Origin of the sequence: Bacillus sp. FSL W8-0223 (assembly GCF_038006805.1) — a bacterium.
GTDB lineage: Bacteria > Bacillota > Bacilli > Bacillales > DSM-4216 > Bacillus_O > Bacillus_O smithii.
This window is the reverse complement of record NZ_JBBOVX010000001.1, coordinates 670,151-690,478: the sequence shown is the minus strand read 5'-3', so window position 1 is coordinate 690,478 and position 20,328 is coordinate 670,151. Positions and strand designations below refer to the sequence as shown.

13 protein-coding genes and 2 pseudogenes are annotated in these 20,328 nt (G+C 40.7%); 6 read left to right on the top strand and 9 right to left on the bottom strand.

The window, feature by feature from the left end; all coding sequences use genetic code 11:
* Nucleotides 1-102 precede the first annotated feature (102 nt).
* Nucleotides 103-408: a VOC family protein gene (locus NST81_RS03540; protein ID WP_341028455.1), complete on the bottom strand. Its 306-nt coding sequence runs from the start codon at nucleotides 406-408 to the stop codon at nucleotides 103-105.
* Between the two features lie 258 nt (nucleotides 409-666).
* Here NST81_RS03540 and NST81_RS03535 point away from each other — a divergent pair, with 258 nt between their 5' ends.
* Together NST81_RS03535 and NST81_RS03530 are read left to right on the top strand one after the other, a co-directional pair.
* Nucleotides 667-1,557: a superoxide dismutase gene (locus NST81_RS03535; RefSeq protein ID WP_341028454.1), complete on the top strand. Its 891-nt coding sequence runs from the start codon at nucleotides 667-669 to the stop codon at nucleotides 1,555-1,557.
* A gap of 292 nt (nucleotides 1,558-1,849) precedes the next feature.
* Entirely contained in the window at nucleotides 1,850-1,975 is a 126-nt protein-coding gene (locus NST81_RS03530) for a small, acid-soluble spore protein, H family (RefSeq protein WP_341028452.1), read from the top strand.
* Nucleotides 1,976-2,298: 323 nt separating this feature from the next.
* On the opposite strand, the pseudogene NST81_RS03525 reads toward NST81_RS03530, so the two are convergent.
* Nucleotides 2,299-3,582, bottom strand: a pseudogene (locus NST81_RS03525) (IS110 family transposase).
* Between the two features lie 113 nt (nucleotides 3,583-3,695).
* On the opposite strand from NST81_RS03525, the pseudogene NST81_RS03520 reads away from it, so the two are divergent.
* Nucleotides 3,696-3,818 (top strand): annotated as a pseudogene (locus NST81_RS03520) (small, acid-soluble spore protein, H family); the annotation flags it as partial.
* A gap of 95 nt (nucleotides 3,819-3,913) precedes the next feature.
* Nucleotides 3,914-4,831, top strand: a complete 918-nt coding sequence (locus NST81_RS03515) for an LCP family glycopolymer transferase (RefSeq protein WP_341028451.1) — start codon at nucleotides 3,914-3,916, stop codon at nucleotides 4,829-4,831.
* A 169-nt stretch (nucleotides 4,832-5,000) separates the two neighbouring features.
* On the opposite strand, the gene NST81_RS03510 is transcribed toward NST81_RS03515, so the two are convergent.
* The 5 genes from NST81_RS03510 to NST81_RS03490 form a co-directional block, all read right to left on the bottom strand.
* The gene (locus NST81_RS03510; protein ID WP_341028450.1) at nucleotides 5,001-6,971 is read right to left on the bottom strand and encodes a methyl-accepting chemotaxis protein; all 1,971 of its coding nucleotides are present in this window, start codon (nucleotides 6,969-6,971) and stop codon (nucleotides 5,001-5,003) included.
* Between the two features lie 1,103 nt (nucleotides 6,972-8,074).
* On the bottom strand, nucleotides 8,075-9,052 hold the full coding sequence (galE, locus tag NST81_RS03505; RefSeq protein ID WP_341028448.1) for a UDP-glucose 4-epimerase GalE: 978 nt from the start codon (nucleotides 9,050-9,052) through the stop codon (nucleotides 8,075-8,077).
* Nucleotides 9,053-9,073: 21 nt separating this feature from the next.
* On the bottom strand, nucleotides 9,074-10,828 hold the full coding sequence (locus NST81_RS03500; protein ID WP_048622658.1) for a phospho-sugar mutase: 1,755 nt from the start codon (nucleotides 10,826-10,828) through the stop codon (nucleotides 9,074-9,076).
* 982 nt (nucleotides 10,829-11,810) lie between these two features.
* Nucleotides 11,811-12,704, bottom strand: a complete 894-nt coding sequence (galU, locus tag NST81_RS03495; protein WP_327803543.1) for a UTP--glucose-1-phosphate uridylyltransferase GalU — start codon at nucleotides 12,702-12,704, stop codon at nucleotides 11,811-11,813.
* Between the two features lie 307 nt (nucleotides 12,705-13,011).
* Nucleotides 13,012-13,779 carry a tyrosine-protein phosphatase gene (locus NST81_RS03490; RefSeq protein WP_341028446.1) on the bottom strand — a complete coding sequence of 256 codons (768 nt, stop codon included), beginning with the start codon at nucleotides 13,777-13,779 and terminating at the stop codon, nucleotides 13,012-13,014.
* A 239-nt stretch (nucleotides 13,780-14,018) separates the two neighbouring features.
* Between NST81_RS03490 and NST81_RS03485 the strand changes: the two genes are divergently transcribed.
* On the top strand, nucleotides 14,019-14,759 hold the full coding sequence (locus NST81_RS03485; RefSeq protein ID WP_341028443.1) for an SGNH/GDSL hydrolase family protein: 741 nt from the start codon (nucleotides 14,019-14,021) through the stop codon (nucleotides 14,757-14,759).
* 699 nt (nucleotides 14,760-15,458) lie between these two features.
* Nucleotides 15,459-16,145: a YndM family protein gene (locus NST81_RS03480; RefSeq protein WP_327824079.1), complete on the top strand. Its 687-nt coding sequence runs from the start codon at nucleotides 15,459-15,461 to the stop codon at nucleotides 16,143-16,145.
* A 139-nt stretch (nucleotides 16,146-16,284) separates the two neighbouring features.
* On the opposite strand, the gene yfkAB is transcribed toward NST81_RS03480, so the two are convergent.
* Together yfkAB and NST81_RS03470 are read right to left on the bottom strand one after the other, a co-directional pair.
* A complete protein-coding gene (gene yfkAB / locus NST81_RS03475; RefSeq protein WP_040341255.1) occupies nucleotides 16,285-17,400 on the bottom strand; it encodes a radical SAM/CxCxxxxC motif protein YfkAB in 1,116 nt (371 codons plus the stop codon).
* Nucleotides 17,401-17,744: 344 nt separating this feature from the next.
* The gene (locus NST81_RS03470; RefSeq protein WP_341028437.1) at nucleotides 17,745-19,994 is read right to left on the bottom strand and encodes an alpha-galactosidase; all 2,250 of its coding nucleotides are present in this window, start codon (nucleotides 19,992-19,994) and stop codon (nucleotides 17,745-17,747) included.
* Nucleotides 19,995-20,328: the final 334 nt, after the last annotated feature.

Here is a 20,328-nt window from a genome sequence, read left to right as displayed (position 1 = left end):
CCGCTTTTACCGTATGATCCCTTGAGTTTCTGATGAAAATCACTCTCAGCCCTTTAACAAAAATTCATTGCCGTCTTCGTCCTTAAATTGGACATAGGTGCCTCATTGCATCTTTTTCGGCTCTCCTAAAAATTCAACGCCGTTTTTCTTCATCGTTTCATATGTTCCCATTATATCTTCACATTCAAATACAATGGAGGCTTTCCTGTTTTCCCAGCCTTCCATCATGGATTTAGGATAAATTACTAAATGAGATTCAGAACCGGCCGGAGCCACTTCCAGCCAAAAAGCATTGGGCCCCATTGGATGCTCTGCCATTACCTCAAATCCGACTTTTTTCGTCCAAAACTCTTTTGCTTTTTGTTGATCTTCCACATACACTGCGACTGTCGATATTTTTCTTATCATTGCTTTCCTCCCGATTTGTTTTATACTTTGCGTTTGCATTTTATCAAATTTTTTTCGTTAGTGGCTGCTATTTATTACCTTGTTGTCTAGTTCTATGAACCAAACCTTCTGTTCATCATTGAAGGAATTTTTTATATCGGTCCTAAGTGTCACCTTCCTATTTCTCATTAATACATTAAGGATAAAGCGTTATTTACCTAAAAATGGGTTTTATCTTGGAACAAACAGAAAAAGAAAAGACGTTTGAGGGGGAGAAGGATGGATTTTGAAGAAAAAGCGCAACAATATTTAGTCGAAGTGCAAAGCTGGCTGCAAAACATACGAAATTTTCTTGATGAACAAGAGATGGAAGTTGATCCAAATATGTTGGTTGAGATTGATCGTGTCTATCATGACGTGAAACATCAACTTCAGGAAGAAAACATAAGTGAGCCGGTTGTGTCTGAACTTCAACGTACTGTCCGGCAAATGAACCATCGTGTCGTTCAACTTTTTGAAAGAAATCAAATAAGAATTCGTGAATCTGTGCCGATCGGAAAACACGTGCTTCCGCCATTGCCATATGCATATAATGCTTTGGAACCGTACATCAGCGAAGAAATTATGAGACTTCACCATACAAAACATCTTCAAAGTTATGTAGATGGGCTAAATACAGCAGAAGAAAAATTGAGAGAAGCAAGAAGAAGAAATCATTTCGATTTAATCAAACATTGGGAACGGGAAGCAGCTTTTCACGGATCGGGTCATTATTTGCATACGATCTTTTGGGAAATCATGAATCCTAGAGGTGGTGGAAAACCGAAGGGAGAGCTGCTTGCTCAAATCGAAAAAGATTTCGGCAGTTACGAGTTATTTAAAAAGCATTTTTCAGAAGCAGCCAAAAAAGTCGAAGGAGTGGGATGGGCCATTTTAGTTTGGTCGCCCCGATCGCGAAGACTGGAAATTTTGCAAGCAGAACGGCATCAATTTTTAACCCAATGGGATACCATTCCTCTTCTCGTTCTCGATGTTTGGGAACATGCTTATTATTTACAATATAAAAACGACAGAGGAAAATATGTCGATCAATGGTGGAATGTAGTGTATTGGCCGAATGTGGAAAAAAGATTTGCTGAGGCAAAGAAACTAAAATGGCAGCCTTATTAAAAAAGAAAATGGAGATGATTGCTCTTTTGAAAATAAATGAAAAGAACAACATCTGCAATACAGTGTAGAAAGGACGGTGGTCCTAAAGGAACCGTCTTTTTTCTTTTCCTCTTTTTTCTAATCGAATGGCCAACACGAAAAATATCGACATCCAGACTTTTTAAAAATTCCTTGCGACATCCTTACATTCGCTGCGTGCATCTAAACGCCCCCCTTTCATCATCAAAAATGAATAAAAACGTCCATGCCGCAAAAACTGAAAATAACTCTTTAAAAGTTGGAGGACCGAACAATGGAATTAAAACGCGTAAAACAAATACTTTCTTCACCTGCCGATATTAAAGTTTTATACGAAGGAACTCCCTCTATAAACTTTAATTTTCTTCAAAATTCTCGCGTTTTCTTTAAATTTCGCTAACACATAATAGCTTCTTTACCTCAAATGAGTGGATATTACTTGTATTTATTCAATATATTTACATGGTAAGGTGCATCCTATAATACAGATTTACAATATCTGTAATATCATGTATGACCGTGCAAGAAATCTCCACACTTCTCATGGTCGCTCACCCTCCCATGTATCACTGGATTATAAGATCCACACATTCCTTCGTCCTGCGTATCCATGAGGTGGAGGTTGGATATGCTCCTTTACAGGGTCTAATGCCCGAATGGTGAAAATATACTCCAACTCTGCACTATTGGTGTTTGTCAGAATAACAAGTCGTTTGAAAGCTTTTATGCAGCCTGTAATGCTTTTATTTGAGGTAATCCCTTTAATAGCTTTAATCCATCAAACTCACACTGTTTCTTACCAATGGCAAATAACACACGTAATAATTTACAACACAAGGCAATCAGAGACTGTTGTTTTTTTAACGGCCTGTCTGGCCGATTGGTATAGTAATGATGCAAGGCTTTAAATACAGGATTATGGGCAACCAATGGTCGAATGGCCAGGTATAATGCTTTTCGTAAACGTCTTCGACCCCTTTTGGTTATGCGTGTTTGCCCTTTATACTTTCCTGAACTGTGTTCTCTTAAAGAAAGCCCTGCCAGGTTGACTAGTTGTTGCGGATGATTGTACTTGCTCAAATCCCCTACTTCCGCAAAAAACAAAGCGATGGTGGTATGACCGAGTCCCGGGATACTCGTCATTTGCTTCGCACCTGGTATGCTTTCAACCCTGCCTTCTAGTTCCTCGTCTAATTGGGCTAACTGTGTCTTGTAAAGCTCATATTGATCCAATAGACAATCCAATTCTCTTTTGGCGAACTGGATTCCGACTTCAATCCCAACGCTCTTGTTCGCTACCTCTACGAGTTTGGTTGCACGTTTTAGCCCAACCCCACGCTGTACATGCGGTTTCCATTTTTGAAGTACTTCTTCTGGTGTCAACTTTTGAATATCAGAAGGAAATGGAAACATGCGCAAGGTATGAAAGGCGGCTTTCCCTTTTCAATCTCCAAACACATCGAAAAACTCTGGGAAAAAGCGCTGAATGACGTTTTCAATCCGCCCTTCAATGATCATAAGCTGTTTGATGAGCTGATCTCGTAATTTGACGCCTTCCCTTAGTTCAGCGTATACACCCTCTAATAGGTTCGGTACGGAGTATCGCCCATCTTTTATTAACTGTGCAATGACACGAGCGTCTTTTGTATCGTTTTTTGTAGGTGAATTATCATCCAGTTCTTTGCTTTTTTTGACGTGCATAGGATTCACTAGCACTACATCATATCCTTTTGCCTTAAGAAAATAGGCAAGATTTAGCCAATAATGACCTGTAGGCTCCATTCCAAAAATCACGTGATCCTTATGATTGTCATTTTGGTGACGCTTGACACAATCTAATAAGGTTTGAAAGCCGTGTATACGATTTTCAAAGATCAACCTCTTGCCAAATTCTAAGCCTCGATCATCTTGAAAACGGGCTACATGCTTTTCTTTAGCTACATCAATACCTACAATGAGAGTTGATGGTGTAATTTGAGAGATTTTTTGATTTTGTGTATAATTCATTTTGAGTCCTCCTTGGTTTATTGAAATTCGGGGTCAATGCGCATTGACACCCTGTACTATACCAAGGGGACTTTTTTTTTTCAAACCTCAAATTTCTTCATTACAGGAATGCTTCCGTATGGATTGACGGAGTGGACGAAAACACAAAATTGGCCACCGTCCATGCCAGAAACCCACTATTGGAAGAAAGAACACAAGTACCAATAAAAGATCTAATCGAAGATGACAGGGCCTGACCCCCTTAATACTTTAAAGCATTAAGGGGGTCAGGCCCCCTATGAATATGGTATAATTCAACCATAGTTCTAAGGTGAAAGTTGAGGAATCCCATATGGTGAAAAAACTGTTGAAAATCCTGTCCATCATAGTGGTCTTAATCGTCTTGGGCGGGGGTGGCTATGCCTATTATTTGTATCATTCCGCCAAAGAAGCGGCTGATAAAATGCATCAAAACATTCCTTTCGATAATGGCCGCGATCAGTCGGATAAAACGAAAAAAAGCAAACCTATTTCCATTCTTCTTATGGGAGTGGACGAGCGTAAAAATGACAGAGGCCGCTCCGACACATTAATTGTCATGACGCTTAATCCGCAAAAAGAGAAAATGCAAATGGTCAGCATTCCTAGGGATACGCGAACAAACATCGTCGGAAAAGGAACCATGGATAAAATAAATCATGCATACGCATTCGGTGGAACAAAGATGGCAATCAATACCGTTGAACAGTTTACAGGTATCCCTATTGACTATTTTATCCGCATTAATATGGAAGCGCTAAGTGGTTTAGTCGATGCCGTCGGCGGTATTACCGTTGATAATCATCTGGATTGGTACGATGAAGGATATTACAAAAAAGGCTATCATTACAAAAAAGGGAAGATTGAACTTGACGGACCAAAAGCACTAGGTTATGTCAGAATGCGCCATTTGGATCCAAACGGGGATTTTGGCCGAAATCAGCGTGAACGGCAAGTCATAACAGCCATTCTGCACAAAGCTACCAGTATATCCTCTGTGACTCATTATCAAGATATTTTGAATACGCTAGGCAACAACGTAAAAACGAATCTAACTTTTCAGGATATGATGAATATTCGAGCCAATTACCGCAGCTGTCTATCCAACATAGAAAATTATGAAATCAAAGGAACAGGTCAAAAGATCAACGGCATTTATTATTTGATTGTTCCTGACGAAGAAAAAGCAAAAGTGACACATATGCTAAAGGAAAATTTACAAAGCGAATAAACATGAATGCCATCTGACAGACATCATCTCAAACAACCTGCCCAAGACGAAAAAACAACGTTTATCCTTATACATGGAACGAAGAAAGGACATGGCCCTACGGCGATGTCCTTTCTTGATCCTTCAGTTTTCATTCTTCACTGTACTATTCTGCGAACATGCAAATGGGTTAATATTTAAAACTAGCAATTACCTCTTTGAGCTCTTCTGCCATAGAAGAAAGCGATTTTGCTGATGCTGAGATTTCTTCCATGGAAGCTAATTGTTCTTCCGTTGAAGACGCTACTTCTTCGGATGTGGCTGCGTTGTTTTGCGCTATATTGGCCAATTCATTGGCCATTGCCGCAACCTCTTGGACTTCGGCGGATATTTTTTGCGCCGTTGAGGAAATATGCTCGATTTTAGGAGCAACCTCTCTCATACTATTTAAAATTCCCTCAAACTTTTCAAAGGCTTCATTGGTGATTTTTAACCCTTCTTCTACATCTTCTGTCGTTTTAGACATAATTTGTACCGTATTGCCTGTATCTTGTTGTATTCCTTGAATTAATTCAAAAATTTGCTTCGCCGACTCTTGCGATTGCTCGGCTAATTTTCGGACTTCTTCCGCTACGACCGCAAAACCTCTACCTTCTTCGCCAGCTCTAGCTGCTTCAATGGCGGCGTTAAGAGCCAGAAGATTTGTCTGGTCTGCGATTCCGGTAATAACATCCAATATTTTTCCAATTTGCTTTGAACGCTCTGCTAAAGATTGGAAGGCTTCTTCTGACACTTGGACGGATTCATGAATGGAATTCATTTGATCGACTGTCTTCTGAACAGCCTTTTCTCCTTCTTCCGCCTGCAATGTGGATTGTTTAGAAAGCTCCGCTACATTCATGGAATTTTCGGCGATCTTTGTAATTCCTGATGAGATTGTATTTAAAGACTGAGCATTTTTATCAATACCGTTTGTCTGCGTCTCCGCATTGCTTGCCACCTCTTGAATAGAAGAAGCGACCTGTTCAGTGACTAAACTTGTTTGTTCAGCGCTCGCTGTTAATTCCTCGGCAGACGAAGCGACTTGTTCCGCACTGAGTTCTATTTTTTGAATTAATGTACGCAGATTTTCTTGCATTTGATTAAAAGCATGGCCTAATTGACCGATCTCGTCGTTTACTTTTATTTCAATTTGTTCAGTGAGGTTGCCTCTGCTGATGGTAATCGCTTTATTTTTTAATACTCTAAGACGGGCAAGAATGGAATAGATAATAAAGTAGACGATTATCGCCCCAAGAACAGAAGAAATGATGATCACGAGCAACGTTTTACGGAGAATAGGCGCAACGGCATCATCCACTTCGGAAATCGACATGTTTCCTACTACTTTCCATCCCGTTAACGGATTCGTCGTATAACTGTATAATTTCTCTTTGCCATTCAAAGTATAATGAAATTCCCCTGTATTACTAGCAAATAATTTATCATAAAAGCTGCTGTCTGCTTTTGATCCGGATTTTAGATTAGGATGGGCAACGATCTTCTTATTGCGATCGATCAGGAACGCATACCCTTCTTTTCCCACCTTCACTTTTTCCACTAAATCTTTAATCTTGTTTAATCTTATATTAATCGCCACGACGCCAGAACCATCATTGGTTGTTTTGCATATGGTGACCAACGTTTCACCAGTAGAGGCCGTTTTTTCAGGATCCGTCACTACTACTTGCCCTTTATGATTCATAGCTTCCGAATACCAATATCTCTGTCTTGGATCATAGCCGGAAGGCATCTTAAATTTTGGCATTTGAACATACAATCCATTTTTAGTGCCGACAAAAATACTCACTACTTCCGGATGCAAATCTACATATTCTTTAAAAATTCTGCGAAGTTCGGGACTGTCATCGCCTTTATAAAGACGTGATGAGACGGTTTTCGAAAAGTAATCGATATCATTTACTTTTGGTTTGATGCTGTTGTCAATAAGTGTGTTCACCAGCTTTACATTTTCATTAACGCTAGTGAAGATTTGATTTTGAACTTGAACTTTTGCCGAATGGTATGCCATCGATCCCACAACAAGCGAAGGAACCAATAAAATAACAGCAAAGGAGATGATGAGTTTTGATTTCAAACCACTGAATAGTCTTATCTTCACTTTTCATACCTCTTTCATTAATAGTTTTTGAGATTCACCCTTTGACAAACTACTTAAAGTAAAACGAGTCTAGCTGTGTGTATCAAAAGATTGTTTAGAACGGGATAAAAGTAGAAGCTTCACCGCTTTTTTAGGTCTTATTACCCATCAATCTCTTTGCGTTTTTGCCATTATGTAGTTCTTAACGACTATTTAGCAACCAAAAAGAAAAACCGATCACTCCGATCTTGAGCCGCGGTTATGACATTCTTCAAAACTTATGATCCTTTCCTATATACAAACGAACCGTTTCCACCTAAAAAAGCGCTTTCCTCGTTTAAATCGTGAACACCACTGCAGCGGACCGATTAAATGGCCTTTTGACTCTGAATGCGCTCTCTCCCTTCCTATTGAATTTCTCCTGTTCCCTCTTATGGACACATCTCCATCCATCTTTTTAAAGACACTCTATGACCAAGTTGAAACCAAAAATTACTTCACGCCAAAAAACATTCTCGCACCTTCAGCATCGTTCCGCTACATTCTAATCCTTATACAATATGTACACGCTCAATGTGTGTCCACGTAATCTGTTTCCTTTCCCGTTGCTAAATGACAAACAAAACCACGTCATAATAAAAATTTTCATTAAATAATGAATTCTTAATTTGATTGTATACCCGAACCTGGTATACATGTCAAGGTAAATCAGGAAATTGTTTTCAATTTTTTGGTTTCTTTTTCCTTCGGTTAAACGTCTGAAAGCTTTACATAAAATGTTTTCCAGCCGCTCAGGATACATACTCTTTACTTATACACGTTTCAGCGTGATCGGCAAAATTTCGTTAAGAAAGCCAGCCGATGATCATTCAAATCAAATTGCTTCCGTTCTAAACAAATCGCTTCAAAATTGCACCGATGCAGGAAATAATTGAAAGGATCGTTTCGACAGCGATTAAATAGCCAAATTTGTGCACAAAATACATTTGAAGTTTATCACATCCGGATGAATGATGCTAAACAAAACGATCGTTCTTTCATTTTTCGAGAAACGACTCCGGAAAAGAAAAAGGACATTGCTCTAAACATCCGTTTTTGGCAATGTCCCTTTCACTATTCCTTTCCTATTTGCCGCTAAATCCCTTTTTATGCCACTTCCATGCGGAGTCAATGATTTCCTCCAAGCCGTATTCCGCTTTCCAACCTAGTTCGTGGTAAATTTTTTCAGAAGTGGCGACGAGTCTAGCCGGGTCACCAGGACGGCGATCTGTATATTCAATGACAGCTTTACGTCCGGTGACGCGTTCGCACGTATCGATCACTTCTTTTACGGAATAGCCTTTTCCATTTCCTAAATTATAAGTTGCTGATTTCTTTTCGCCCGACAACAAGGCATTCAGCGCCAAAATATGGGCTCGAGCGAGATCGGTAACATGAATATAATCGCGGATGCACGTTCCGTCCGGCGTATCGTAGTCAGTGCCAAAGACGGAGATTTTCGAGCGCTGGCCAAGCAAATGCTGCAAAATAATCGGGATTAAGTGCGTTTCCGGATCATGCGCTTCCCCAATTTCTGCCGATTCATGTGCGCCTGCTGCATTAAAATAGCGAAGAACGACATAATGCAAATCGTACGCATCGGCAAAATCGGACAAAATCTGTTCTACCATCAGCTTCGAACGACCATAAGGATTGATCGGTTGGGTCGGCTGCTGTTCATCGATCAGTTCCACATTCGGGATCCCATAAGTGGCCGCCGTCGACGAAAAGATAAAGTTCTTTACACCGTGGTCGATCATCGAATGCAATAACGTCAAAGTATTAGCCACATTGTTTTGGTAATATTTATAAGGATGCTGCACTGATTCCCCCACCAAACTATTGGCAGCAAAGTGCATCACCGCTTCAATCGGATAATTTGAAAATAATTTATCGAGTACCGCTTTATCGCCCAGATCTCCTTCAACAAAGTGTGCACGGCGATCCACCAGCGAACGGTGCCCCGTCGATAAATTATCAAGAACGACGACTTCATTTGTTTCTACAAGTTCCTTTACAAGATGGCTGCCGATATATCCGGCACCGCCAACAACTAAAATCATTGCTGACATCTCCCTTTTGTCTTAGTAAACAGTGATTTGATTTAGTTCATTTTCCACCCAGCGCATAACGTCTTCTTCCAGTCGCGCCAATCGTTCGGCACTGTTTTGCAAGGACGTTCCTTTCACGCCGAAATAAAACTTGGCTTTCGGCTCGGTTCCGGACGGGCGAATGCAAAACCAAGATCCGTCTTGAAGATAATATTTTAGAACATTGGAAGACGGCAACGAGATTTTTCTGTGACTTGACCCTGTAAGATCCATGTGGACACCTTTTAGGTAATCTTCCACTGCGACGATCGGGGATCCGGCCGCTTGGGCAGGAAAAGACTCGCGAAATTTATCCATCAGGGCGGCAATGGTCTCCGATCCGTCTTTTCCTTTCAAAGTCAGCGACCGCAGTGATTCGCGGAAATAGCCATATTGTTCAAAAATATCCATCAGACCGTCATACAAACTCTTTCCTTGTGCTTTGTAATACGCTGCTACTTCGGCTGCCAACACCGCTGCCTGAACAGCATCCTTATCGCGCACGAAATCGCCGATCAAATAGCCATAGCTTTCTTCATAGCCAAATAAAAAGGTATGCTCTCCTGTCTGTTCAAATTCTTTGATTTTTTCGCCGATAAATTTAAATCCAGTCAACGTATCAATCGTTGGAATGCCAAAACTTTTGGCAATTTCCCTGCCTAGCTCCGATGTCACAATCGTTTTGATCACCACGCCGTTTTCAGGAAGCGTGTGGTTGGCTTTCTTCTGCGTCAACAAATAATGAAGCAAAAGCGCTCCTGTTTGATTTCCGGTCAACACATGATAGTCGCCTTGTGCATTTTTCACAGCCACACCTAAACGGTCAGCATCCGGATCTGTGGCCAGCAAAAGATCGGCGTCTTCTTTTTCCCCATAACGGATCGCCAGTTCAAAAGCGCTGTGCTCTTCCGGATTGGGAGATTGAACCGTAGAAAAATGGCTGTCAGGCTGCTCCTGCTCTTTCACCACGGTGATGTTCGTAAAGCCAAAGTTTTTTAATCCTTCTCGAACAGGGATATTTCCCGTACCGTGAAGCGGCGTATAAACAATTTTCAACGAATCAGCCACAGAAGATACGACTTCCTTGTTCTGACGGATCGTCTGTAATTGTTGTTGATACGCTTGATCCACTTCGCTCCCAATATACGTGAGAAGGCCGTTATTGACAAGGTCTTTTTCTTCTGCCACTTCCACCGTCAACTCATTTTCGACAGCTTGAACGTAGCGAATCAATTCGTCCGCCATGGCAGGAGGCAATTGTCCGCCGTCCGGTCCATATACTTTGTAACCGTTGTATTCAGGGGGATTATGGCTAGCGGTAATAACAACACCCGCGAATGTGTGTAAATGGCGGACAGCAAACGACAATACGGGAGTCGGACGCAAACTTTCAAACAAAAAGGCGCGAATTCCATGTTTCCCCACCGTTTTCGCCACTTCCAAAGCAAACTCCGGCGATTTCCGGCGGGAATCATAGGCAATCGCCACGCCGCGCTTCACCGCTTCCTCACCTTGAGACTTTATGTATTGCGCCAGCCCTTCTGAAGCTTTCCGAACCGTATAAAGATTCATTCGATTCGTACCAGGTCCGAGTTCCCCGCGCATGCCGCCTGTCCCAAATTCAAGACTCTTATAAAAGCTGTCTTCCAACAGTTTTTCATTATCTTTGATACCATCCAACTGGTTTTTTAAAACTGGATCTAAATTTGGATAAGATGTCCATTTTTCATAGATCGTTTTCCAAGTCATATTGTTCCCCTCCAACTCCCCAATAGAATCATTAAAATACTGCATACATGAACATTCTGATCTTTTCCTCACCACTAACCATAGTCGAGCTAAAATGATCATCCTGTATTAAAAGTGTACCGCTGGTTAGTCATCAAACTATTCTTAGGATGACAGCGCTTTAGACAACGCTTCCTTTTATATGAAATATTTTCCAATCACCGAAGTACAATTCTTAATTCACCATGAAGACCCCATTTTCCTTTTCAATCATAGTCTTCTTGATTGCATGATAAAAAAGCATAGCAAAATTCCTTCTTTACAGAGAGAGTCGGTAAAAATCTGCTTACAAACACAATGAAAAACGCAAAACGAAAAAAGTACAAATCTGAATCAAAACTCTTTTTATAATGACCTCTAAAAGAAAAAACGGAATTGATCCCAAAAAAGTTCAGTTGAATATTACATTCTATTCGCGTCCCATTTTATACATTCAAAAAACACGAATGACAAAGAAAAATAGAGAATGGCTGTACTTGCATGATTCAACATTCGTTTGAAAAAATCCTTTTAATGGTCAAACGCAGCATATCTACTGAGTAATGAATGCTCCTATCAATTTTTCCTGAATTCACTCAAAGAGAATAAAATCCAACGAAAATTCTATTTTCATCTTAGTAAAAAGATTCTCTATCATTATTTTAAAATAATTCATCGAAATCACAGCATATCTTAACTGGGTCAAACTTTTCGGATCTTTGTATTCGTTTTTATCTTTTATACAGTAAACAGCCGTCTTTCCTAAAAGTGATACGATTTATTGCCTTTCTGATTTTCCGATCACAAGAAGAAAAAAGAAACAGCTGGTAAAATCACGATCTTTTCCCCAACTGTTTCAAAATGACGATTCTGAGGTTGTATAGAACGACAAAAGAATAGGGTTAAGTGACTATTTACAAATTGACTATAGCTAAACGAGCTAATTTTCTTCATTTTTTCTTTCCTACATATTCACTTTATTCAGACTGGTTTCTTTTAAAATATTATCCATGATTTTCAGCAATGGCTCTTTTAATTCCGGATCTTGTAATGCTATTTCAATCGTGGTTTGAATAAATCCCAGCTTCTCGCCCACATCATATCGCTTGCCTTCAAATTGATAGGCAAATACCCGCTGAATTTGATTCAACTTTTGAATGGCATCCGTCAGTTGAATTTCTCCTCCGGCTCCTTGCTCTTGTTTTTCTAAAAACAAAAAGATTTCCGGCGTTAAAATATAACGGCCAATAATCGCCAAATTGGAGGGAGCTGTTCCCGGTGCCGGCTTTTCCACAAAATTTTCTACTTGGTAGCGGCGCCCTTGGCTTCCGGACGGGTCGATAATACCGTAACGGTGCGTTTCTTCTTCCGGAACTTCCTGAACCCCGATAATGGAAGAATGCGTTTGTTCGAATTGATCCATTAATTGCTTTAAACACGGCGTATCGCTTTGAACAATATCGTCGCCTAATAGAACGGCAAACGGTTCATCCCCGATAAAATTGCGGGCGCACCATACGGCGTGGCCTAAACCGAGGGGTTGTTTTTGGCGTATATAGTGGATGTTAGCTAAATTGGAGGAATACCTGACTTTTTCCAACAAATCGAGCTTCCCTTTGTCCGCCAAATTATGCTCCAGCTCCCAGGCATTGTCAAAATGGTCTTCAATCGCTCGTTTACCTTTTCCAGTAACGATGATTATATCTTCGATCCCGGATGCTACTGCCTCTTCCACTATGTATTGAATAGTCGGCTTGTCCACAATCGGCAACATTTCTTTCGGCATGGCTTTCGTTGCGGGCAAAAAACGAGTGCCGAGCCCGGCAGCCGGTATGATCGCTTTACGTACCTTTTTCAAACCGCATACTTCCTTTCGTTTGAATTTTTTAGAATGCCGATGGGTTTTGTTCGAATAACGGATTTTTATAAAATATACGCAAAATGCAGTTGATTATGTTTGTATTTTAACAAAGTAAAATTAGTTAGGTCACGAGCCATCTCTCACGTTTCTCTCGATGACCGACTTTTATGAAAGAGCCACTCCCTCAGGCATAGAATCCCTACCTAATGGTTATTTTTTATGGATAGTTCAGTTGATTTGTTGAAAAGAGGTTCGATTCAAACATTGTTGTTGATTCGGGCTAAGGCTCCAACCCGATATTCTGTTAAAATAGCCCGAGAAATTTTTTCTTTTTAATTTGTTGCGGCGGTTCTTTCATGATATTCTGACCGCTGACTGCCAGTTCCGCATTTTCTTGAAAGTAGTAGACATAGTCTGTTCCAAATTCTTTTTCAAGCCGATCCAATGTCTCGAGCATTTTGAACGGGCGTTTGTTTGTATTGTGTGCATCCGAAGCAATAAAATGCGCTAAGTTGGCTTCAATCAACTGTTCCGTAAATTTCTGAATTTTTTTCCCGAAATAGCCGGTGAGGCTGGCAGTGGTAATTTGCGCTGCCGCTCCGTTCTTAACTAGATTATACAATTTGTCCGGGTCCTGGATTAGTTCTTGGTTTCGTTCAGGATGAACAACGACAGGCATGAGCCCCTTCATTTGCATGTCAAAAAGGAGCTGTTCCGCATACTTGGGAACATAGCCGGATGGAAATTCCACCAATACATAAGGGGAATCCCCGCCAAGAGTAGAGATTTCTCCATTTTCATAGTCTTGAAGGAGTTCTCCGTAAATCCGCACTTCTTGTCCGGGGAGAACCGTTACATTAATCCCTTCCCGTTCCAAATGCGCATTTACTTCCATTACTTTTGCGACAATCTCTGATTTACGATTAATATATTTTCTGTTCATATGGTGGGGAGTGGCGATGATCGTGTGAATTCCTTCTTTTTCTGCTTGTTTGGCCATTGCAGCTGCTTCTGTCAAAGTTTGAGCCCCATCGTCCACCCCAGGTAATATATGGCAGTGTATATCGATCATCGTCTCTTCCTACTTTCCGATTTAAGATTATTTTACTGAAAAGAACAGATTGTTGCACGGAATCCATTAGATCCTAGAACTCAATGCTATATGATTGTAATCTTATAAATTACTATTCAACAGGAAAATTATATCATAGTTGGAATTTAGGATAAATATTGTCATGTTTTAATTAAAACCGCTTTAATTACTTACTCTAAATATCAACGGTATATTTTGAAAAAGGATATAGGAAGATATTGTTTTTCACATTGGTCGTTGCCCTTTTTTTACTGGCAAGCTATTGGTATTGGAAGGAAAAAACGACCGTCGATTCAACCGCTGTGGTGACACCCGTTTCCGGAAACGGATCAAACGAAAGTTGGAAAGATTTGTCGAGTCATTGGCCGGATCAGGCTCGCAAACAGCTGGAAAAATCATTCCAGGATGGAAAGCCATTTCAAGTAGCCATTGTCGGTTCCAAAGCACTTGGAAAAGAGAATAACGGCTGGTCTGTTCAACTGAAGAAAGCGCTGGAAACCGCCTACAGCCCGGTACTGAAAGCATCGATTTGGGAAGAAGAAGGGACATCACTCGATTTTCTTCAACATGGGGAGATAGAGAAAATTGCCGATTCCAAGCCGGATATGATTCTGTTCGAGCCGTTTACATGGGCTGACAACGGCAAAGTGTCTGTAGAAGACAACCATACGGTTATTCAGACGTTTGTGCGTGACGTCAAAGCGGAGAACGAACATGCAGTCGTGATGATCCAGCCGCCAAATCCGATTTACGGTGCATCCAACTATCCGGAGCAAGTCAAATCGCTTAAGGAATTCGCAAAAACAGAAGGATTGAACTACATAGATCATTGGAAAGTTTGGCCGGACTACTCCTCTGTCAAAATGAAAGATTACATCGATGAAAACAACGGCTTACCGAACACGAAAGGTCACGCTTTATGGGCGAAGTTTTTGAAAAAGTATTTTATGGCTTCATAAATTCAAGACACATAACATGAATTTCGTACGTTCCATTGCGGTCCTTGTTATTTTCCCGCTGATAGCCTCTCCTTTTTATTTTGACCGCAATGGCTAAATGACGGATCCACAAGAATCTCCTCTCCATTTTCACACCGCCACAAACTTCAATTGAGTCCAGAAATCTTATCATTTAAGTCTACCTTGTAAATCCATTTTTGGAAAAAATCCATATATTAAACATCTATCTTCACTAATTATTTTGGCCTAATCCATTTTCCACTGGCGGGAAAGCTGACTTCCGCTTTCAAAAAGGGCTTCTTTGTCGATTTCTTTCTTCCGCAATTTAAAATATTTCCTATCATAACTAGATCAAAGCAGATGAATGCTTCATTATTGTTCGACAACAACAGAAATTGCCCGGGAAATTTAGACAGAAATATTTGTTCAAAAGCATCAATTTTCTTCCTCATTCGTGTAAACCAGTAGGAATCTGTCATTTTAAATGAATGGTTGAATTCCTTCTGCACCGTTTCTTGACAATCCCGGTTTAATTGGAAATCAAGACTGCTTCTTTTTGCATTTTTTACGTTTTTAACAGTTGAAAAATAAAGGTGTAGAGATTTTTCGACAACGGGAAAGATTGGAAAACGAGAGGTGAATGAATAATCCCCTTTTTCGGAGCCAACCTAAAATTGACTTCAAAAAGGAGGGTTATAAATGGAACACGTAAAAGCACTAATCATTAAGTTTGTCATGGTCATGATCATATTAGCATTCGTGCTTGGATTATTTTACAGGGTGGATTTCGGTGAATATTTTACCATAAGCTTAATTGTGACAGTCGTATCCTATATGTTGAGTGATCTTTTTATTCTTCCGCGTTTCGGAAATACAGCCGCTACCATTTCCGATTTTGTATTGGCGTACATTTTAATATGGGCCGTCGGAAGCGGTATTATAAATGAAAACATTTCCCTTGGCTGGGCAAGCTTCTGGTCTGCTTTGATTTTAGCGATTGCCGAAATATTCTTCCATCGCTATATAAACAAAAGTGTGTTCAATGAAGACCAAAACAACGGCAGAGAAGCCCGCCACAATCCAGCCTTTAGCTCCGAATTCGGCGAAGAAGATGAGATTGTGTCAGCGAAAGATTTCCGTACACAAAATAGCCATGACAATCACGCTGACAGCAGCAATATCCATTCCAACGATCACAACAGTATAAGTAACAACAACTTAACGAACAACAATTTCAATCCCAATAACTTAACGAATAACAACCCAACGAATAACAATTTCAATAATAACAACCTGACTGATAACAACTTCAGTAATAATAACTTGAAAAACACAAAAGACAACAATGTTCGTCGCATTTATGACAACGATCAAAATGATCAATAACGACAAAACTTTATATTTAACAACAGGATGGCTCAACTTCCATCCCTTTTTGCTCTTTTTTGCCTCCGTTTTTCTGAAATCAAAAGAGGTCCTCCCAACACTATTTCTAGTTGTGGAAAGACCCCGATTGAATGTTCTTTTATTGAGCAATAAGAGCTTTTCGATCTCGGAAAGAGACCGTTGGATAATAGGCATTTTTCACAAGTACATTTGGACCGAGACAGCGGGCTTGCGGGCAATGGCAATGAAGTTCTTTCGCCCACTTGGAATCAAGCCAGCGTTCAAATGCCGCGGAAAGCGTATCTGTTTGTACATTGCCAAAAGGCGGTGTGTCGCCAAAATCAGTCACAATAACGTCGCCTGTAAAAATATTGACGTTTAACCGAGAGCGTCCATCCGGATCATTACGGACGGTTACATTTTTTTCCTGATAAAGTCGTTCGAGCAAGCGGAGATCTTCCGGATTGCGGCTGCATGGATAGAACGGCAGCGTGCCAAACAACATCCAAACATCCTGGCTGCGGATATCGAGCAAGTGATGGATGGCCTCTCGAATTTCCGTTAACGAGAGCAAGTGAAGGTTGGAAGCAAAATCGCTTGGATACATCGGATGTATCTCGTGTCGAAAAGCTTTCATTTCCTCCACCACTTGGCGATGTATCTTCTCTAAATAAGGAAGCGTCTTTTTATTCAGCATCGTTTCCGCAGAAATCTTGACTCCTTGTTCAGCAAGAAGACGGGAATTTTCAATCATCCGCTCAAACAAGGCCTCTCTTTTACTCATCGGCGGTTTACGATCCATCATCGCAAAACCGGTTTCGCTAAATTCTTCAATCGTTCCCCAGTTATGGGAAATATGTAAAACATCGATATACGGCGCCAGCTGTTCATACCGTTCTGCCGGCAGCGTCAAGTTGGAATTGACTTGTGTGTAAAGCCCTCTGCTTTTCGCATATTTCAATAGAGGCAATGTATAGTTTTCCACCGATTTTTTCGACAACATCGGCTCTCCACCTGTAATGCTGATAGCGCGCAAAGTCGGCACTTCTTCCAAGCGCCGGATCAATAGTTCTACAGGCAAAGCGTCCGGATCCTTCGCAGCCAGCGTATACCCTACCGCACAATGGGCGCATCGCATATTGCAAAGATAAGTAGTAGTAAACTCTACATTAGAAAGTACATATGATCCGTGCTGTTCAATATCCATATAAGATTCCCACGGGTCAAAATCAGGGGAAATAGATCGTGACGTCATAAAAAAAGCTCCTTTATCCAATAAAATATAATGAAATATCCACCATCCAGGGAGAAGCCGGTCATTCGAGGGTCTCCCTGGATGGATATGAAACGAAACCGGGCTTTTTCGAATCGTGATTCCCTTAGCTTAAAGAAAACTCGTTCACGTGTAGTCGGGCATCCTAATAGGAATTCCGGTAAGGGATCACAAGCCCGTTCAGCGAAATATTCCATCTACAATCATGTTGAAAAAGCGCCATTTTGTCAAATAAAGCAACTGTAAATCACCCATTATGCTGCGTCACATTCTATTTAAAAAAAGTGTTTTCCTTTTTCAATCATCAAAGTGGGCCATCTGTCGTTTCATCTATTTTTCATCCCCACTTTTTCATCACTTTGAATGGCTTTTAATTTATAAATTTTGGAGTAGAAGTCCCCTTTTCCTTTTGCATCTTCCAACAGAAGGCCGACGTACATCAGTTCGTCTCCAAAATACGTACCGTCTATTCCTTCGATTTCATACTCATAATCTGTTCGCAAACCTTTTAACAAAATACGGGAAAATCCCGGATTAGCCGTTCCCAACACTTGATAATACCCAACAAGCGCCTCTTTTTGATCTTCAGAAACTACCATCCAGCTTACGATGTTGCCATCGTCTTCAAAAGGGCTTCTTATTCGATAGAACGTTCCATTCATGATCCATTTCCTATTTTTCTTATAAAAGGCAATCTGTTCTTTGACTTTTTGTTTGTCTTTCTCTGATAGCTTCGTGACATCCAGCTCGTAGCCAAATACTCCGAAGAACGCCACATGTGCTCTTGCCTCAAGACTCGTGATCCTTTTGACTTGATGATTCGGAACAGACGTAACATGGGCGCCGATTGCGCTTAAAGGATAGAGAAAAGAAGTTCCGTATTGAATTTTCAAACGTTCGATCGCATCTGTGTTGTCACTCGTCCATGTTTGCGGCGCATAATATAACATTCCCGGATCAAACCTGGCCCCGCCGGCAGCACAAGACTCAAAAAGGACATGCGGGAATTCCGTCGTCAATCTTTCGTATAGATCATACACACCTAAAATATAACGATGGGGAACTTCTCTTTGACGTTCAGGAGGTAAATCAGCCGATCCAATTTCTGTCATATAGCGATTCATGTCCCACTTCACATAAGAAATCGGTGCTTCCCGAAGAATTTGGGCCATCATTCCATAAATATGATCGACCACTTCTTTTCTTGAGAAATCCAATACATACTGATTTCTCCCTTGGGACATCCTCCGTCCCGGCACTTTGATCACCCAATCCGGATGTTGTTCGTATAATCGGCTAGCTTTGGAAACCATTTCAGGCTCAAACCAAAGTCCAAACTTCATTCCTAAGTCATTGATCTTTTGAGCCAGCCCCGTGATTCCGCTAGGCAGCTTTCGATTATTCACAAACCAGTCTCCGAGCGAGGTTTTACTGTCATTTCGCTTTCCAAACCAGCCGTCATCCAAAACAAACAGTTCAATGCCCAACTCTTTCGCTGTTTTAGCAATCTTAATGAGTTTTTCTTCATCAAAATGAAAATAAGTGGCTTCCCAGTTATTAATAAGCACCGGTCTTTCTTTGTCTCGCCAATAACCTTTTGCTAATCTCGTGCGATATAACTGATGATACGTTTGGCTCATCCCATTCAGTCCTTGATCAGAGTAGACCATCACCACTTCCGGCGTTTGAAAACTTTCTCCTTGTTCTAGAAGCCAATTAAACTCAAAAGGATGGATGCCCATTGTGACACGGGCGACATCGTAATGATCGACCTCCACCTGTGCCAAAAAATTTCCGCTGTAGACGAGGCTAAATCCATATACTTCCCCCTGATGTTCTGTGGCGTCCGGTCTTTTCAACGCGATAAAGGGATTGTGCTGTGAACTGCTCGCCCCTCGTGTGCTCGAAATACTCTGAATGCCAGGTTGTAATTTTCTCATTTTTACATATCTCTCCCTCCCCCATGATCCGGAGAGGTGAACCATTTCAAATTGTGAGTCGAAGAAATCGATGCTGGCGCTCATTATTCTGGTCAAGTTTAAAGCTTGCTGGCCATGATTGACCACTCTCGCACTTCGGGCCAAGGCGTTCCACTCGCTAAAAACCGTGTAAAGCAATTGAATTTCGGTGTCGATCAGTTTATCGTACAACGAAATTTCAAGCGTAATCGCCTCTTCGCCTTTTTCCACATACGTTGCCGGCAGCCCCTCTAATTTCGGCTTTCCTTTATAAATTTTATGATGTTGATATTCAAAATTCGTAATACGGCTTCCATTTTCCTGAAGAATTTGAAACGCGGGCTCACGAAAATCAGTCGTACCATAAGAAGGATACTCTTGTTTTAAAGTATCAAGGGAAAACGAATCCCCCTCATACACACAGGCAACCAAGGGCCTTGATCGAATTGCATATAGATGGGAAAAAGACTTTCGATCGCGTATTTTTTTTCCAAAATATAGTTGCCCTAGCTGGTTGTTTTTCAAAATTTTGATAATGTAGCTGAAATCTTTTCCTTGAAGGTGAAACTCTTTCGTTTTTTTATTAAAGCGAATCATCGCTTTTGGTGAAAAAGACATATGACCACACCTTTGGATTGCAATTAGAATCTATTCCCAAATTTTCCAAATACAATGATGATATGGAAAAATGATGGACGGCTCTTATCGGATGAATTGAGTGCAAATAGATTAGTGAAAATAATTGGACAACCTTCTGTCCGTTTTTTCTCTGTTGGTCATTTACAGAGCTAGTGTTCATTATAGTCGTACGAATCGATTCTCCATCCTCAAATCAAATGGTTTCTTATACAGTATATTTGTAGATCATACACGGAATTCAGGAATTTTCTTTTATATCTTAATTCTTCAAACATTCCACATCATGGTACGATGATATCTCTTTTTCTCGGTG

Excerpts from the sequence above, each read along its gene's own strand:
- yfkAB (WP_040341255.1), bottom strand. The coding sequence starts at position 17,400 with ATGACGTCACGATCTATTTCCCCTGATTTTGACCCGTGGGAATCTTAT.
- NST81_RS03530 (WP_341028452.1), top strand. The coding sequence starts at position 1,850 with ATGGAATTAAAACGCGTAAAACAAATACTTTCTTCACCTGCCGATATT.
- NST81_RS03500 (WP_048622658.1), bottom strand. The coding sequence starts at position 10,828 with ATGACTTGGAAAACGATCTATGAAAAATGGACATCTTATCCAAATTTA.
- NST81_RS03535 (WP_341028454.1), top strand. The coding sequence starts at position 667 with ATGGATTTTGAAGAAAAAGCGCAACAATATTTAGTCGAAGTGCAAAGC.
- NST81_RS03540 (WP_341028455.1), bottom strand. The coding sequence starts at position 408 with ATGATAAGAAAAATATCGACAGTCGCAGTGTATGTGGAAGATCAACAA.
- NST81_RS03490 (WP_341028446.1), bottom strand. The coding sequence starts at position 13,779 with ATGATCGATATACACTGCCATATATTACCTGGGGTGGACGATGGGGCT.
- galE (WP_341028448.1), bottom strand. The coding sequence starts at position 9,052 with ATGATTTTAGTTGTTGGCGGTGCCGGATATATCGGCAGCCATCTTGTA.
- NST81_RS03470 (WP_341028437.1), bottom strand. The coding sequence starts at position 19,994 with ATGTCTTTTTCACCAAAAGCGATGATTCGCTTTAATAAAAAAACGAAA.
- NST81_RS03480 (WP_327824079.1), top strand. The coding sequence starts at position 15,459 with ATGGAACACGTAAAAGCACTAATCATTAAGTTTGTCATGGTCATGATC.
- NST81_RS03515 (WP_341028451.1), top strand. The coding sequence starts at position 3,914 with ATGGTGAAAAAACTGTTGAAAATCCTGTCCATCATAGTGGTCTTAATC.